General features: G+C 63.1%; 18 protein-coding genes. 3 read left to right on the top strand and 15 right to left on the bottom strand.

Annotated features, from left to right (window positions below; genetic code table 11):
• Positions 1-25 precede the first annotated feature (25 nt).
• Positions 26-727 (top strand): SDR family NAD(P)-dependent oxidoreductase, encoded by a 702-nt coding sequence (locus AC2FME_RS01875; RefSeq protein WP_496799457.1) that lies wholly within the window; start codon positions 26-28, stop codon positions 725-727.
• 8 nt (positions 728-735) lie between these two features.
• Here the strand turns inward: AC2FME_RS01875 and AC2FME_RS01880 are convergent, their stop codons facing one another.
• From AC2FME_RS01880 to yajC, 10 genes are all read right to left on the bottom strand, one after another.
• A complete protein-coding gene (locus AC2FME_RS01880; protein ID WP_480642760.1) occupies positions 736-1,275 on the bottom strand; it encodes a DsbE family thiol:disulfide interchange protein in 540 nt (179 codons plus the stop codon).
• Positions 1,268-1,426: a heme exporter protein CcmD gene (ccmD, locus tag AC2FME_RS01885; RefSeq protein ID WP_005982370.1), complete on the bottom strand. Its 159-nt coding sequence runs from the start codon at positions 1,424-1,426 to the stop codon at positions 1,268-1,270. Before ccmD ends, AC2FME_RS01880 begins: the two co-directional genes overlap by 8 nt.
• Entirely contained in the window at positions 1,423-2,196 is a 774-nt protein-coding gene (locus tag AC2FME_RS01890; protein WP_496686559.1) for a heme ABC transporter permease, read from the bottom strand. The genes ccmD and AC2FME_RS01890 overlap by 4 nt, the downstream gene beginning before the upstream one ends.
• Positions 2,197-2,241: 45 nt before the next feature.
• Positions 2,242-2,898 carry a heme exporter protein CcmB gene (ccmB, locus tag AC2FME_RS01895; RefSeq protein ID WP_496681267.1) on the bottom strand — a complete coding sequence of 219 codons (657 nt, stop codon included), beginning with the start codon at positions 2,896-2,898 and terminating at the stop codon, positions 2,242-2,244.
• Positions 2,895-3,509 (bottom strand): heme ABC exporter ATP-binding protein CcmA, encoded by a 615-nt coding sequence (ccmA, locus tag AC2FME_RS01900; protein ID WP_496799458.1) that lies wholly within the window; start codon positions 3,507-3,509, stop codon positions 2,895-2,897. Before ccmA ends, ccmB begins: the two co-directional genes overlap by 4 nt.
• 125 nt (positions 3,510-3,634) lie before the next feature.
• Positions 3,635-3,988 carry an Mth938-like domain-containing protein gene (locus AC2FME_RS01905; RefSeq protein ID WP_496711953.1) on the bottom strand — a complete coding sequence of 118 codons (354 nt, stop codon included), beginning with the start codon at positions 3,986-3,988 and terminating at the stop codon, positions 3,635-3,637.
• Between the two features lie 8 nt (positions 3,989-3,996).
• Entirely contained in the window at positions 3,997-4,755 is a 759-nt protein-coding gene (locus AC2FME_RS01910) for a TSUP family transporter (protein WP_496799459.1), read from the bottom strand.
• The gene (secF, locus tag AC2FME_RS01915; protein WP_496681258.1) at positions 4,736-5,704 is read right to left on the bottom strand and encodes a protein translocase subunit SecF; all 969 of its coding nucleotides are present in this window, start codon (positions 5,702-5,704) and stop codon (positions 4,736-4,738) included. Before secF ends, AC2FME_RS01910 begins: the two co-directional genes overlap by 20 nt.
• A 1-nt stretch (position 5,705) precedes the next feature.
• Positions 5,706-7,367: a protein translocase subunit SecD gene (secD, locus tag AC2FME_RS01920; protein ID WP_496799460.1), complete on the bottom strand. Its 1,662-nt coding sequence runs from the start codon at positions 7,365-7,367 to the stop codon at positions 5,706-5,708.
• Positions 7,368-7,400: 33 nt separating this feature from the next.
• Positions 7,401-7,688, bottom strand: a complete 288-nt coding sequence (gene yajC / locus AC2FME_RS01925) for a preprotein translocase subunit YajC (RefSeq protein WP_073279584.1) — start codon at positions 7,686-7,688, stop codon at positions 7,401-7,403.
• 204 nt (positions 7,689-7,892) lie between these two features.
• Here yajC and AC2FME_RS01930 point away from each other — a divergent pair, with 204 nt between their 5' ends.
• Positions 7,893-9,554, top strand: a complete 1,662-nt coding sequence (locus tag AC2FME_RS01930) for a mechanosensitive ion channel family protein (protein ID WP_496799461.1) — start codon at positions 7,893-7,895, stop codon at positions 9,552-9,554.
• Between the two features lie 78 nt (positions 9,555-9,632).
• Complete coding sequence (serS, locus tag AC2FME_RS01935) at positions 9,633-10,925, top strand: serine--tRNA ligase (protein WP_496799462.1); 1,293 nt, start codon at positions 9,633-9,635, stop codon at positions 10,923-10,925.
• A gap of 40 nt (positions 10,926-10,965) precedes the next feature.
• Here serS and AC2FME_RS01940 read toward each other — a convergent pair whose 3' ends face one another.
• The 5 genes from AC2FME_RS01940 to AC2FME_RS01960 form a co-directional block, all read right to left on the bottom strand.
• Entirely contained in the window at positions 10,966-11,493 is a 528-nt protein-coding gene (locus tag AC2FME_RS01940; RefSeq protein ID WP_496799463.1) for a helix-hairpin-helix domain-containing protein, read from the bottom strand.
• Between the two features lie 90 nt (positions 11,494-11,583).
• Positions 11,584-12,570, bottom strand: a complete 987-nt coding sequence (locus AC2FME_RS01945) for a fatty acid desaturase (RefSeq protein WP_496799464.1) — start codon at positions 12,568-12,570, stop codon at positions 11,584-11,586.
• 163 nt (positions 12,571-12,733) lie between these two features.
• Positions 12,734-14,188, bottom strand: coding sequence for a ribosome biogenesis GTPase Der (gene der, locus AC2FME_RS01950; RefSeq protein WP_496681247.1), 1,455 nt, complete (start codon positions 14,186-14,188; stop codon positions 12,734-12,736).
• A gap of 48 nt (positions 14,189-14,236) precedes the next feature.
• On the bottom strand, positions 14,237-15,559 hold the full coding sequence (locus AC2FME_RS01955) for a PQQ-like beta-propeller repeat protein (RefSeq protein ID WP_496799465.1): 1,323 nt from the start codon (positions 15,557-15,559) through the stop codon (positions 14,237-14,239).
• A 47-nt stretch (positions 15,560-15,606) separates the two neighbouring features.
• Positions 15,607-16,278: a hypothetical protein gene (locus AC2FME_RS01960; protein WP_496681244.1), complete on the bottom strand. Its 672-nt coding sequence runs from the start codon at positions 16,276-16,278 to the stop codon at positions 15,607-15,609.
• Between the last annotated feature and the right edge of the window lie 67 nt (positions 16,279-16,345).

A 16,345-nucleotide genomic window follows, 5' to 3' on the forward strand; every position in this document is an offset into this window, starting at 1 on the left:
TGCAGACTGCCGGTCTGTTTGCGACATGGGAAAAGTTGCATTGATAACCGGCGGCGCGCGTGGAATTGGCCGGGCCATCGCGGTTGATCTGGCCGCGGATCATCGTGTCGCCCTGACGTGGCACACGACCGAACCACAGCCCCTGCCCGATGACCGACCGGCGCTGACCCTGCACAGCAATCTGACGCAAGAAGGTCAGCCCGAAGACGTGGTGCGCCGCGTCATCGACAGATACGGCCGGCTGGATGTCATCATCAACAATGCCGGGCTGGTTCAGGCCACCCCGAAGGACCGGTTCAGCCAAAAGGATCACCAGGCCATTCTTGATCTCAACCTGTTGGTACCGGCCGCCCTGCTGGCCGCCGCGTTGCCTTACCTGCAGCGGGGAGCGTCGATCGTCAGTATCTCGTCAGTCAACGCCGCGCTTGCCCCGCACGACGCCGCGACCTATGGGGCCAGCAAGGCTGCGCTGAACTTGTGGACCCGCGCCATGGCGAAAGAACTGGGTCCTGACGGCATTCGCGTCAACGCGGTGGCTCCTGGAGCGATCAACATCCCCGAAGCCCCCAGACCCGACGATCTGACCGACCTGTTCGTTCAGAACACGGCGCTGGGGCGTGTTGGGATACCAGAAGACATAGCGCGCGCAGTTCGCTTTCTCGCATCTGAAGACGCGTCCTTCATCACCGGAGAGGTGCTGACCGTCTCTGGCGGGTATCGCCTTTAACCCCGGCGTTACTGCGCGGCGGCTTTTTCCAATGCGGGTCGGATAGTGCTCTCGATCACGCGCTGGGTGATCGGGCCGGCAAACCGCAGGATGATCGTGCCGTCACCGTCGATCACGTAGGTCTCGGGCACGCCGTAGACGCCCCAGTCCAACCCCATGCGGCCGTTTTCATCGCGCCCGATGGCGGCATAGGGATCGCCCAGCTCGGCCAGGAACGCATCGGCATTGGCAAGCTTGTCTTTGTAGTTGATGCCGTAGACCGGAATACCTTCCTGCGCCAGTTTCTCGAGGTTCGGATGCTCGGCACGGCAGGGTGCACACCAGCTGGCCCAATAGTTCACCAGCTTAACCTGACCGTCGCGCAGGGTTGCGTCGTCGAACCCCTGTTTGCCCGGAAACTCGGTCAAGACAACGGGCGGCGCGGGCTGGCCTTCGCGGGCCGAGGGCAGCGCGTTGGGATCTTCGCGGAACATGCCGATGGCCGCCAGCACGGCGAAGGCGCCGAAAATCAGCGGCGGAGCAATCATCAAGGGCGAGATCTTAGCCATTGCGCGACATCCTCTGTTCGATCTTTTCCATCTCGGCCCGAACCTTGCGCCCACGCAGTATGCTGAAAACCACCAGCGCCACCAGCAGGACGATCGAGGCCGCGTAGGAGGACAGAACCGTTTCGGCGTATTTTCCCAGATCAGGCATCATCCGTTTACCCTTTCCCGTGCCAGCAGCGCCTTGATGCGCCGCGCACGGATTTCGGTGCCGGTCCGATACAGGACCAGCGCGATGAACAGCAGCACGAAGCCGATGATGCAGGTCAGCAGCGGGTAGAAGAACACGTTGCTGACCTTTTCCTCGGTATCCGTGCCGGTGACCGCCCCGACCCGCATGACCGAGGCACCCTGATGCAGGCCTTGATTCCAGAAATTGACCGCATAGCGGCTGAGGAAGGCAAAGACCGAACCGACCAGACATAGGACCGAGGTCAGGTCGGCCGCAGTATCCGGATCCTCGATCGCCTCCCACAGGGCGACGTAGCCCAAATAGAAAAGGAACAGGATCAGGAACGAGGTCAGGCGCGGATCCCAGGCCCACCAGGTGCCCCACATGGGCTGTCCCCAGATGGCCCCGGTCGCCAGCGCGATCAGCGTCATTACGATGCCTACCGGCGCGGCGGCGCGTGCTGCAAGCGCGCTGACATGGTGACGGCGCACCAGCCAGACCAGTGACGTGACCAGCATCATAATCCAGCAATTGATCGCCATCAGGGCCGATGGCACATGCAGGTAGATGATCTTGACCGTCGACCCTTGCTTGTAGTCGTCAGGCGTGAAGAAAAAACCCCAGACAAGACCGATCACCAGACAGACGGCAGAGCTGATCCAGAAGAACGGCAGCACGCGCTCGGTCGTGGTGAGGAACTTCTTGGGGTTTGCGTATTCCCAGAGGGCGTTGGCTTTGGATGCTATGGACATGTCGCTTATCTAGTCCGTCTCGGGGCGGTTCTCAATTGACATCGGTCAACGCAGATTGACGCGGAGAACCGCGGCGCTGGCAAAGGGCAGCAGGGCGATGGTTGCGGCGGTGATCCCGGCCAGCATCAGCAGAGGCGTGGCGGTCTCCATCCCGGTGGCGCCGCGACGGGCCACCTCGGCTCCGAAGATCAGCGTGGGCACGTAAAGCGGCAGCACCAGCAGCGACAGCAGAAGGCCGCCGCGCTTGAGCCCCACGGTCAGGGCTGCGCCGAAAGTGCCGATCACGCTGAGCGCGGGCGTGCCGATCAACAGCGAGACGACCAGCCAGCCAAAACCGGGGCCAGGCAGGTTCAGCAGCACCCCAAGCACTGGCGCGGCCAGCACCAGCGGCAGACCGGTGGTGATCCAATGTGCCAAGGCCTTGATCGCGGCCACCGACTCCAGCGGCAGCGGCGCGGTGGCCAGCAGGTCGAGCGACCCGTCCTCCCAATCCAAGGCCAGCAGGCGATCGAGCGACAGCAGACAGGCCAGCAATGCGCCCAGCCACAGCACCCCCGGCGCGATGGTCGCCAGCAGTGAGGATTGCGGACCCACAGAGAACGGCACCAGAACGGTGACGATCAGGAAGAAGGCCAGACCGAGGCCGAACCCTCCGCCCGCGCGGAAGGACAGTTTCAGGTCACGCAACAGCAGGGCGATCACAGGAAGCCTCCGTCGAAGTCATCCAGCGCCTTGGGTCGCGCCTTGTTGGGGCCGACATCCAAGACCTCACCATCGAGGCCCAGATCGATATGGGTGGCAATCAGGGCCGAGCCGCCCTGCCCCAGATGCGCCCGCACCGCATCGGCGAACATCGCCACCGCGGTCTTGTCCAGTGACACGGTGGGTTCGTCCAGCATCCAGATCGGGCGGCCGGTCACCAGCATTCGGGCTAAACCCAGCCGGCGTTTCTGACCCGCCGACAGGTTGCCTGCGTGACGATCAGTCAGTTCGTTGAGCGCAAAGGCATCCAGCGCGGGCTGGATGTCGCGCGTGCCAAAGACCGAGGCCCAGAAGGTCAGGTTCTCGGTCACGGTCAGGGTGGGTTTCAGCCCGTCGGAATGGGCGGCATAGGCGATCCGGTCCTCTGCCCCCTCAATCCGTCCCGAAAGCGGCGGTTGCAGCCCGGCCAGCGTGCGCAGAAGGGTGGTCTTGCCGATTCCGTTCGGGCCGCGCAGGATCAGCGCCTTGCCCGGGGGTAGCGCGAAACTGAGGCCTTCGAGCACGGGGAGGCCCCCTCGGGCGATGGCAAGGTCGGTCACGGTCAGTGTCATGAGACCCGCTTATCCGATTGGTTGCGGGGGAAAAAGGACGGATTTGCCGCAGGGCCTGTTGGCGGGTGGGATGTGAGGGGCCAGCCCCTCACGCACCGCGGGATATTTGGGGCCAGAGGAAGGGGTCAGACTGGCAACAGGGCCAGAGCGATCCGGCGGCCTTCGGACAACAGCACGTTGTAGGTGCGGCAGGCGGCGGGCGAGTTCATGATCTCGACCCCGATGCCAGCCTCCTCGAGGGCTGTGCGCAATTCGAACGGGATCTGCGACAGAACGGCGCCGGTGCCGATGAACAGCACGTCAATCTGCGCGGCGAGACCCAGCAAGGGCGCCGGGTCCTGCAGGCCTGACCAAGGGCCGGTTCCGCTGGGGCCCGTCAGGACGGCGCCGTGGAACACCTGACCGCCGATGCGGAAGAATCCGGGGCCGTAGCCGTCTATTGGGGCGGCGTCGGTGAAAGTGATCTCGTTCAAGCGCATAAGGTCTTTTAGCCCCAAAGCGGCAGGCCCGACAAGGCCGATGCGGCGATGGCGACATAGGCAATAGCGCGGTAGAGGCGGTCTCGCGTCGGACGGAACAGCCATCCGCCCAGCCAATTGCCCAGCAAGTTCGGGATCGCAAGCGCCAGGCCCAGCGCGGTCGTTGCAACCGTGAGGCGGCCCATCAAGCCGAGATATCCGAAGATCAGGAAATCGAAGGCAAACAGAAACAGAAGAACCGTCGCGCGAATGACCGCCACTGGCAGCGGCCGCGACATGTAGAACAGGATGACGGCAGGCCCGGGCAACCCCGCGACACCACCGAGGAAGCCCGCCGCCGCGCCGATGACCGTGACCATGCCACGCCGGACCGGTCCGGTGTAGCGCAGGCCAAGGACCAGCGCCGCCAGCATGGAAAGACTGAGCGTGCTGACAGTATATCGGAACACCTCGGGCGGGACCTGCGACAGCACCCACAGACCCACCGGCAAGGTCAGGGCGCATCCCGTGATCAGGCGTGTCAGATCGGAGCGTTCGACATGGGCCCAGGCGCGGCGCAGGTTCGGCAGAGGGCCAAACACATCCATGCAGGTCAGGGCGATCAGGGCGCCGAACGGACCCAGATGCGGCGTCGCGAGGGGCAGAAAAACCAGCGCGGTGCCAAACCCAGTGAACCCGCGTACGATGCCGCCCAGAAGCGCCGCAAAAACGACAATGGCCAGCCCCGCAGGGGGCTGGCCGAACAGATCAGGCGTCGATATTGGCAAACTGGTTTCCGGCCGTGTTCGACGGCTTGGACCAGTCACGTTTGACCCCCAGCCACAGCAGGATGGTCGAGGCCACGAAGACCGACGAATAGGTCCCCACGATCACGCCCCAGATCATTGCGAAGACGAACCCACGTATCACGTCGCCGCCCAGGACATAGAGCGAGATCAGCGCCAACAGGGTGGTGACCGAGGTCATCACCGTCCGGCTGAGAGTCTCGTTGATCGAGAGGTTCAGAACCTCTTTCAGGTCTTTTTTCTTGTATTTGCGCAGATTCTCGCGCACCCGGTCGAACACGACCACGGTGTCGTTCAGCGAATAGCCGACGATTGTCAGCAGGGCCGCGATGATCGCCAGATCGAAGCGGATCTGCAGTTCCGAGAAGATGCCGATCGTCAGCAGCACGTCATGCACCAGCGCGGCCACGGCCCCCAGCGCGAACTGCCATTCGAAGCGCAGCCAGATGTAGACCAGCACCGCCCCGATCGCCAGAACCACGGCGATCACAGCGGTCTGGATCAGCTCGCCTGAGACCTTGGGACCCACCGATTCGACTGACACGAACTGGATATCGGGCACGACGGCCCGCAACGCATCTTCGACCGCGGTGATGGTCGCGGCCGAGACGGCCTCGGCGTCGTCCTGTGCCTGAATGCGGATCATGGCCACGTTTTCATCCGGGCCGAAGGTGGGATCAAACACTTCGGTGATCGACACGTCGCCCAGGCCCAGCGGGGTGATCGCATCCCGGTACAGACCCACATCGATTTCCTGCGCACTTTGCGTACGGATCGTGGTGCCGCCGCGGAAGTCGATGCCAAAGTTCAGGCCCTGGAGCAGGAACGACGTGAAGGCGATGACCATCATCAGCCCTGAGATGCCCAGCCACAGCTTCCAGCGGCTGAAAAAATCGAACGAGGTGCTTTCGGGTACGAGTTTCAGTCTCATGTCAAACCTCGATCGTTTTCGGGCGGCGGCGCTCGAACCACATGACCACCATCAAGCGCGTCACGAAGATCGCGGTGAACACCGACGTCAGGATGCCCAGGCCCAATGTGATGGCAAAGCCGCGTACCGGACCACTGCCCATGGCGAACAGGATCACGGCGGTGATAAAAGTGGTGACGTTGGCGTCCAAAATGGCCGACAGCGCCTTTTCATAGCCTAGCTCGATCGCGCGGGCGGGGCCTTTCGACGATTTCAGTTCCTCGCGGATGCGCTCGAAGATCAGAACGTTGGCGTCCACCGCCATGCCCACCGTCAGAACGATGCCCGCAATGCCCGGCAGGGTCAGCGTTGCCCCGATCAGGGACAGAAGGCCAAAGATCAAGCCCACGTTGATCAGCAGCGCGATGTTGGCGAAGATGCCGAATAGGCCATAGCTGAGGGCCATGAAGACCAGCACCGCGACAAAGGCCACGATGGTGGCCACCTTGCCCGCCTCGATGCTGTCCTGCCCCAATTCGGGGCCGATGGTGCGTTCTTCCAGGAACTCCAGCCCCGCGGGCAGTGCACCGGCTCGCAGCAGGACGGCCAGGTTGGTGCTTTCCTCGACGGTAAAATTGCCGGTGATGATGCCCGAGCCGCCGGGGATGTGGCTTTGGATGACCGGGGCCGAGATGACTTCGTCGTCCAGCACGATGGCGAAGGGCGCGCCGATATTGTCACGGGTATAGTCGCCGAACTTGCGTGCACCCGTAGTATTGAACCGGAAACTGACGGCCGGGCGGCCGTTCTGGTCGAAGGACGGCTGCGCGTCCACCAGTTCCTCGCCAGTCACGACGGGGGCGGCCTCGATGGTGTAGTAAACGCCGTTTTCGTCGATCGAGGGCACGACCTTTTCGCCGATGCCCGCCGGGGCGTCAGGGTCCGTCCCGCGCGAGACCACGGGGTTGAAGGTCAACTGTGCGGTGGTGCCGATGATCTCTTTCAGCTCGCTGGCGCTGCCGATTCCGGGCACCTGGATCAGGATTCGGTCGGTGCCCTGGCGCTGGATCGTGGGTTCGCGGGTACCGACCTCGTCGATCCGGCGGCGCACGATCTCCAGCGCCTGGCGCACGGTGCGATCGTCAGAGGCCAGTTTCTCGGCCTCGGACAATTGCACCACGATGGTGTCGCCCTCGGCGCGTACGTCGATATCGGTGGCGCCCGCCCCGGTCAGGGATTGGATCGGGCGGGCCAGGCCACGCACCACCTCCAAAGCGCGGGGCATGCCTTCGGGCTGACTGATGCGGATGCGAATCTGATCGGGCTCTGACGGCTGCCGGCGGATGGTGCCGACCTCGGAGCGCACGTCGCGCAGCGCGTTGCGGATTTCCGGCCACATGGCCTCCATCCGGGTTTCGTACACGTCGCTGACCTGCACTTCGGCCAACAGATGCGCACCACCGCGCAGATCAAGCCCCAGATTGACCAGCGACGACGGCAGCCAACTTGGCCATTGCTGGGCCTGCGCCTGCATCTCGGGGGTATCGTTGCCCAGTTCAATGGCCGCCCTGGCGTCGTTATATTGCTCGACCCGCGTGTAGAACGCGTTCGGCAGGGCCATCAGCAGGCCAACCACGCAGACCAGCCAGATCAGGACCCGTTTCCAGGTTTCAATTTGCAGCATTACCCTGCCTTTTCCGTCGATTGTCGCGCGAAGTTACTTCGCCGGCTCGGTCTTGTTCAGAACCTGAGCGATGGTCGATTTGATCACGCGGACCTTCACGCCATCGGCGATTTCGACCTCGATCTCGTTCTCGCCTTCCTTGACCTTCGACACCTTGCCGATCAGGCCGCCCTGCGTGACCACCTGATCGCCACGGCGCACGGCCTCGACCATGGCCTGATGTTCCTTCATCTTCTTCTGCTGCGGACGGATCAGCAGGAAGTACATGATCGCAAAGATCAGAATGAGCGGGAGAAACTGGGCGATTGCGCCACCTTCCATGGGATATTCCTTTTATCTTGAGGTCGCGGTCGGAGCGCCGCGAATTTGGCGGGAAACTATGCCCTGCAATCGACCTTTGCAAGCAACGCCGCCCCGGATTCGCGCGGACATGGGGCAACGGCAGGGCACACCAAGGCAAAACGTTGCAGGAATACACTATGAACACGATTCGCCTCAGCGATATTCGAGCCGAGTGGAGGGCCCATGCGACATTTTTTCAAACCGCTGTTCAGATTGGCGCTTTTGCTGTGCACCCTCACCCTGACAGCGGTGGAGTCGCCCCCTGCCACCGCGCAAGAGGCCCCGCCCCAGCCTACCGATGCCGAGATCGCACAGGCCGAAGCATTCCGGGCCCCGGTGATCGTGGACGGCGATACGCTATTTCACATTCGTGGATCCAGCGCCCTGCCCGCCCCCGAACGGGCCGAGAACATCCAGAACACCATCGTCACCGTGGCCGAGTCGTCGGACCGGCCTGACGTCAGCATCACCTTCGAAGAAACTGAGCTAGGCACCCGCATCCTGGCCGATGGGGTGATTGTCACGATCGTCACCGAGGCCGATGCCGAACTGGACCAGATTGACCTGAAGGTCTTGACCGCCCTGCATGCCGACGCGATCCGCGAGGCGATCCGGTCTTATCGCGCCAACCGCACCGACGAGGCGCGCGTGTCCAGTGCGATCGAGGCCGGTGCCTGGACGCTGGGCTTTGCGGTGTTTGTCGTGACCATCCTGTGGCTACACCGGCGCATCCGGCGCCGCACCTTGAGTGTTGTCCGGCGCTATCTGCGCGATGTCGAGGAAGCCACCGCCAAGAGCGTACAGGCCGAGGCCATCGCCGCCCTGATCCGATACGCGCTGAGCTTCGTGCTTTTGGTCATCTTTTTCCTGGGCTTCTACTATTACCTGTCCTTCGTCCTTCTGGCTTTTGCCGAGACCCGGTATTTCGCCCATTTGCTGCTCACCTATCTGACCGAACCCGTGCTGCTGATCTTCAGGGGTATCATCAGCTATGTCCCGAACCTGATCATGCTGGCGCTGATCGCCTGGGTGACGATGTACATCATCAAGGGCATGCGCGTGTTCTTCGACGCGGTTGAGGCCGGAACCTTCGACTTGGGCGATTTCGAGAAACACTGGGTCAACCCCACGTTCAATATCGCCCGCGTCGTGGTGATCCTGATCGCGCTGGTCTTTGCCGTGCCCTACATACCGGGCTCGGATTCGGCAGCCTTCCAAGGGCTGACGATCCTGGTGGGCGCGATGCTGTCGCTGGGCGCGAATTCTGTGGTCAGCAACATGCTGGCGGGGCTGTTCGTGATCTACCGCCGGTCGACCTCGATCGGGGACCGCATCCAGATCGGCGACCATATCGGCGACGTCGTGCAGATCAAACTGATGGAAACCCATCTGAAATCCATCAAGAACGAATTGATTTCGATCCCTAACGCGCAATTGATGAACTCGGACGTGATCAATTTCTCCAAACCGACAGACGGCAACGGCCTTTTGGTGCACACCACCGTAGGGATCGGCTATGAGGAACCGCCCGAAATGATCGAGGCGATGCTGATCGAGGCGGCGCGGCGCACCAAGGGGCTCAAGGCCCGCCCAGCCCCGTTCGTTCTGTGGGCCGCGCTGGCCGACTATGCCATTAACTACCAGATCAACGCCTATACGACCCGCGGCAATTCGATCCCCAGGATACGCTCGGATCTCCACCGCAACATCGTGGCGGTGTTCAATGAAAACGGCGTGCAGATCATGACCCCGTCCTACATGGCCGATCCGCCCGAACCCAAGATTCCCTCGGCGCCATGGGATGGCCACCTTGCGCATGAAGCGCGCGAAGACACAGAGGATTGAGGCCAATCCGGTGCTACACCCCGCGCGCCAGATGGTGCATAAGCGGGCAAAGTGATTCATTTGCCAGGGATCTGAGCCATGCATGACATCCGCGCAATCCGCGAAAACCCAGCCGCTTTCGACGCTGCCCTTGCCCGCCGGGGCGAAGCGCCGATCTCGGCCGAGCTGTTGCGCTTGGATGAAGCCCGCCGCGCCAAGATCCTGGCCGCCGAAACCGCTCAGGCCGAGCAGAACAAGGCGAGCAAGGAAGTGGGCGCCGCCAAGGCCCGCGGCGACGAGGCCGAGTTCCAGCGCCTGCGCGCGCTGGTGGCCGAGAAGAAGGCCGAGATCGCCCGCATGCAGACCGAGGCCAAGGATCTGGACGCGCTGCTGGCCGACCAGTTGATCCGCATTCCCAACCTGCCGGCCGAGGACGTGCCGGACGGCAAGGACGAAAACGACAATGTCGAGGTGAACCGCTGGGGCACCCCGCCCGAATTCGATTTCGACGCCAAAGAGCATTTCGAGATCGAAGCGGTCCAGAACGGCATGGATTTCGAAACCGCGGCCAAGTTGGCGGGCTCGCGTTTCGTGCTGCTTTCGGGGGGCGTCGCGCGCATTCACCGGGCTCTGGCGCAGTTCATGCTGGACACGCATATCAACGAGAACGGCCTGACCGAGGTGAACGCCCCGGTTCTGGTTCTGTCCGAGATGATGATGGGCACCGGCCAGTTGCCGAAATTCGGCGAGGATAGCTATCAGACCCGCGAGGGGTGGTGGCTGATTCCGACCTCCGAAGTGTCGCTGACCAACATCGTCAACGACACGATGATCGAGGAAAGCTATCTGCCGCGCCGCTACACCGCGCATTCGCTGTGCTTCCGCTCCGAGGCTGGTTCGGCCGGCAAGGACACGCGCGGGATGCTGCGACAGCACCAGTTCGAGAAGGTCGAGATGGTCTCGGTCACGCATCCGGACAAGTCGGACGAAGAGCAAAAGCGCATGCTGCGCTGCGCCGAGGGTATCCTGGAAAAGCTGGGCGTGCCCTATCGCACCGTGATTCTGTGCACCGGCGACATGGGCTTTGGCGCGCGCCGCACCTATGACATCGAGGCCTGGCTGCCGGGTCAGAACACCTATCGCGAGATCAGCTCGGTTTCCACCTGCGGTGATTTCCAGGCCCGCCGGATGAATGCGCGCTTCCGCCCCGAGGGCGGCGGCAAGCCGGAATACGTGCACACACTGAACGGCTCGGGGCTGGCCGTGGGGCGCTGCCTGATCGCAGTTTTGGAAAACGGCCAGCAGGCCGACGGGACCGTGGTCCTGCCCCAGGTGCTGGCCCCCTATCTGGGTGGCAAGCTGACCCTGCAAAAGGACGGCACGCTGGCCTGATCCGACACGGATCGCGACCTGACGACAGAAGGCGGAGAAGTTATTTCTTCTTCGCCTTTTTCTTTTCTTTCTTGGATTTCTTGGACTTACCGTCCTTTTTTGACGCCTTGCCGTCTTTCTTCGACTTCTTGTCCTTTTTTGTCTTGGACTTGATCTTTTCTTTGGCTTTCTGGATTGCCGCCTCCATCTCCTTCTTCTTTTTGGCGGCTTTCTCGGCTTTGGCCTTGGCCTTGGCTTTCTTGCGGGCCTTGGCGCCCGCGGCTGCTTTCTCGGCGTCGTCTTCAGCGACTTGCGTCGGTGCCTGTGACTTGCCTGAAACCGCGCGGCCCGAGTTCGGCCTCGGCTTGGTTGCTGTTCGGGCGTTTTGCTTGGCGGGCGTTGCGCCACCTGAAACCGCTTGGTTTGCAGCCAAGATCAGTGCTTGCGCGCGCCGTTTGCCGATACGCGGAACAGCGATCAGGTTTTCAGGATCAGCGCTGGCAAGGTCCTGCGCGGTCTTGATTCCCTGACGTGACAGCTCCTGACCCAAAGCCTTGCCCACACCACGCACGTTCGTCACTGATGTCATTCAAATGTCCTTTCAAGTTCGAGGGCAGCGATCCAGTCCGCGCGCCATGCCGAACACTACGCCCAACGGATGGCATCTGCGGCCCGAATATCAATTGACGGGTGCGAAGCTGCCCGAGTTGTTCTTTTTTGGGAATGGAACCAAACGCTTTGCATCTTCGTCCCAAAGTTTCAGGTTCAGCGCGGCCAGGGCCTCGGGGAACTTGATCCGGCGCGGCGTGTATTCCTCCGGCAGGTTGTAGTGGCAGGCTCGCAACCGATAGGACGGGATGCGCGCGTTGAAGTGGTGGATGTCGTGCAAGGTGATGCAAGCCACCGCCATGTCGAACCACCATCCGAAATCCAGCGCCGACGACCCCTGCAGCGCCGCAAGCTGCGGATCCAGATCCGGGCGGCGATCCCAGTAGGTATCCTCGAAATTGTGCTGCAGATAAACCAGGAACACGCCCAGCATGCCGCCCAACAGTGAAAACACTAGCCAGACCAGAATGCCGGTCAGTCCGGCAACCCAGTAAAGCAACCCGAGGAACACCACGATCGATAGGTTGTGCAGCAGCACGCCGCGTACCCCGAACCGCATCGTGTTCTTGGGCCAGCGATAGCGGATGAAATAGGTGAACAACGCCCCGACCGGCACCAGGATGAACGGGTTTCGGTACAGACGATAAAACAGCCGCGTCTTCCAGTCGGCCGCGTTCCATTCGCGCAGGGTCATGGTGTGGATCTCACCGGTTTCGCGATGTTCCAGATTGCCGATGCCCGCATGGTGCAGATTGTGGTTCTGTTTCATCACCTCGAACGGCGCAAAGGTGAACGGCGACAGGACATGGCCGGCCCATTCGTTCTGCCGTCGGGTTTCAAACAGAGAATGATGCCCGCAGTCGTGCTGCAGCACGTACAGCCGAACGGCGGAAAACGCGAACACCACCCCGGCCGGGATCAGGATGTACCAGCGGTCGACATGGGCGATCGCCAGCGCCAGCGACGCGAAATAAACCGCAAAGGTTCCAAAGTAACTCAGTGCAGCAAGCCGATTGTCCTGCACCGCATATTGCCTTGTGTACTCTCTCAGATCCATCCAGCCCGCTCCCCACGATGGTCCGGTTCAATAGTTCCTTCGAAAACAAGCACGCGAGTCCCGCGCACAAGCTGCACGCGAAATGGGTGCGCACCAGCAAATGCTAGCGCGATGTGTGGGGCCTGTCACGTCCCACACCTGAAAATGCATAAAATTGGGGCGGTTACGCCCTGCCCTTGAGATGTTTGGCCAGCGCGCCGGCATTTTTCTTTCGCCGGCCCTTGTACGGGTTCTTGTCCCCTTGGCCGCGCAGGGTCAGACGTATCGGGGTGCCCGGCATGTCGAAATCATCGCGCAGACCGTTGACCAGATAGCGCGTATAGCTGGCCGGCATCTTGTCGGGGTGCGAGCACATCACCACGAACCCCGGCGGGCGGGTCTTGGCCTGGGTCATATAACGCAGCTTGATCCGGCGGCCCTGCGGAGCGGGCGGCGGGTGCTGTTCCAGCATCGCCGTCAGCCAGCGGTTCAGGGCCGCGGTCGGAATACGGCGGTTCCAGACATCATGGGCGCGCAGGATCGCGTCGTGCAGGCGGTCCAGCCCGCGCCCGGTCTTGGCCGAGACCGTCACCAGCGGCGCGCCGCGCAGTTGCGGTAGCAGGCGCTCGAAGGCCTCCTTGAGCTCGCGCAGCTTTTCCTGCTTGTGCTCTTCGACGTCCCACTTGTTGACCGCGACCACCACGGCGCGGCCCTCGCGCTCGGCCAGGTCGGCGATGCGCAAATCCTGCTGTTCGAACGGGATCGCGGCGTCCAGCAGCACCACGACGACCTCGGCGAATTTGACGGCGCGCAGCCCGTCCGAGACCGACAGCTTTTCCAGCTTTTCCTGCACTTTGGCCTTCTTGCGCATTCCTGCAGTGTCAAAGATGCGCATGGGCGTGCCGTTCCAGTCGATGCGCAGGCTGATTGCATCGCGGGTGATCCCGGCCTCGGGGCCGGTCAGCAGACGGTCTTCGCCCAAGATCTTGTTGATCAACGTAGACTTGCCCGCATTGGGTCGGCCGACCACGGCCACTTGCAGAGGCTTCGCGGCGGTGATCGCGGGGGTCTCGCCCTCGGTCTCTCCGGCCTCGTCCAGATCAACGTCGGTATCGGGGGCCTCCTCGGCCTGCTTTTCCTCCATAGCGTCGGCCAAAGGCATCAACGCAGCGTAGAGGTCGGTCATGCCCTCGCCATGTTCCCCCGACAGACGGATCGGCTCGCCCAGTCCAAGGCCATAGGCCTCGAGCACGCCAGCATCGGCCGCCGCGCCCTCGGCCTTGTTGGCCGCCAGGATCACGTGCTTGGAGCGTTTGCGCAGTATCTCGGCGAACAGCTCGTCGGTGGGGGTGACGCCCGTGCGCGCGTCGATCATGAACAGGCAGACATCGGCCATATCCACCGCGCGTTCGGTCAGGCGCCGCATCCGGCCCTGAAGGCTGTCGTCAGTGGCGTCCTCCAGCCCCGCGGTGTCGATCACGGTAAAGCGCAGGTCGCCCAGCCGCCCCTCGCCCTCGCGGAGGTCGCGGGTGACGCCGGGCTGGTCATCGACCAGCGCAAGGCGCTTGCCCACAAGGCGGTTGAACAGGGTGGATTTGCCCACATTGGGGCGCCCCACGATGGCGAGGGTCAAAGACATGATACTCAACTTTCAAGACTCAGACGCGCCCTTTAGCGCATCTTGCCGTTAACGGAAAGCGTGCAGTTGCCCCTTGGTCGAAACCACATAGAGGGTCTGCCCGGCAACGACCGGGGTCGTGGTGGCGCCGCCCGGCACCTCGACCTGGTGCACCAGGGCACCGTCCACCGGATTGAAGAACCGCAGATACCCGTCATTCGAGGCGACGACGATCCGACTGCCGGCCATGATCGGGCCGTAATGCGCGAAGATCGGGCCACGCTTGCCGGGCTTGTCCTTGACGAAGCCCGGAAGATCAACGGCCCAGACCACCGAACCGTCGGCGACATCGAGCCGCACCAGTTGGCTGCGGTCGCTGATCAGGAACACGCTGTTGCCGGCCGGCCAGACGGTATCGACCGCGCCCTCGAAAGCCGTCCACTTGCGCTCGCCGGATTCGGTCTCGAGCGCGACGGTGCGGCCGGAATGGTTGCCGATATAGATCGTGTTTCCTGCCACGATCGGCCCGCCGGTCACATCCAGGATCTGCGCCGCGGCGCGCCCGCGCCGCCCACCGGCGACCGAGCTGTTCCAGCGGCGGATGCCGCCCTTGCGGAAGGCCGCGGCGACGTCGCCGGACCCGAAGGCAAAGACCACGAATTCCGAGGCCAGCACCGGCGCCGGCGCCCCCAAAACGTTGCCAACGCTGGGGATGCCCTCGATCTGCCACAGAACGCGCCCGTCCTTTATGTCGATGGCCCAGCCGGTCTGGTCTCCGGCGACCAGATACAGCAGACCGCCGGACACCAGCGGTGCGCCGCTGCCGGTCGCGTCCAGTTTCTGCTGCCAGCGGATCGCGCCCGTCTTGGCGTCAAGCGCCGTCAGCCGGCCAAAGCCCGACGAGACGTACAGAACGCCGTCGGCATGGGCCAGACCGCCACCGGTGGCCTGATCGTCCCGCTCGGTCGGCGGTACAAGGTTGGTGCTCCACGCCACCTGCCCCTGCGGGGACACCGCTGAGACCGTCGCACCGGAATCCAACGTGTAGATCAGGCCGCCCGCCACCACCGGCTCGGCTGTGATACGCTGCTTGCGCCCATCACCTTTGCCGATATCGACGGACCAGACACGCTGAGGTGTGGCTGACAGCGCCGCATTCGTGGTGCGGAAGGACTGGGTGCCGGGGCTTTGCGCCCAGGCAGTGTTGCGCTGCGATGCAGGCAGGCTGATCGGTTTGGCCCCGCTGCGCTGGACGGTTTCAAGATCCTGGGACGGGCGAATGTCTTCGCGCTCTCCGGGCAGGATGACTTCGGGCTCTTCGCAGGCACTCAAAGCAGTCAGGGCGATTGCCGCAACCGTCAAGCCAACGCGGGAAATAAGTGGTTTTGACATGGAAATCGGTACTCGCCTGTCTTGCGTTGCGTGCTGGCTGTCGCGCCTCAACCCTGTTGAGCCACGACCGGTTCGGGCGTGCCGCCCAGTGCAACGATCAGTTGCCCGGCCCGCTGCCGGATTTCGGTTCCGGCCTCGGCATCCTGGCGCAAAGCCTGCAGCCGGTCCAGCGCGGCCTGTACGTCACCCTCGGCGACGTCGATCAGGGCCAGCTGCTCTTGGGCCAGCAGGCGCAAAGGCGCGCCCGGCACGGCCAGCGCCTCGAACTGCTGACGCCGATCCGCCGCCGGCAAGGTATCGGCCTGCAGCAACAGCGCCTTGAAGCTAGCGATCGCGCGATAGATCTCTGGCAAGTCACCCTGCACGGCGATGGCGTTCAGACGCTCGACCGCTTGGGGAACTGACCCCGCCTCGGCCCGCGAGGCCGACAGAAGGAAGTTCACCACCGCGTCGCCGCCGGGCGCATGGGCCTCGATCCCCTCGAGCGTCGCCGCGCGGTCTGCGGGTTCGTTCTGAACCATCGCCGCCACAATCGCGTCGCCCAGATCCTGGGCCTGAGCGGTGCTGCGGGCCTTGCGGTATTCGTTGAAGGCGGCGCCCCCGACGATCAGCACCACCAAGGCCACGCCGACCCAGCCCCACCGGCGCAACAGCATGTAAAGCCTGTCGCGGCGCACCTCTTCGGTGACTTCATCAATGAAACTGTCGACGTCGCTCATTCCTGCCCCCGGGGGATTTCGTCATCTGTCTGGCGACATGTCATACCCCGCCGCCACCATCAAGCCA

Source organism: Ruegeria sp. BHSC026 (genome assembly GCF_059613065.1).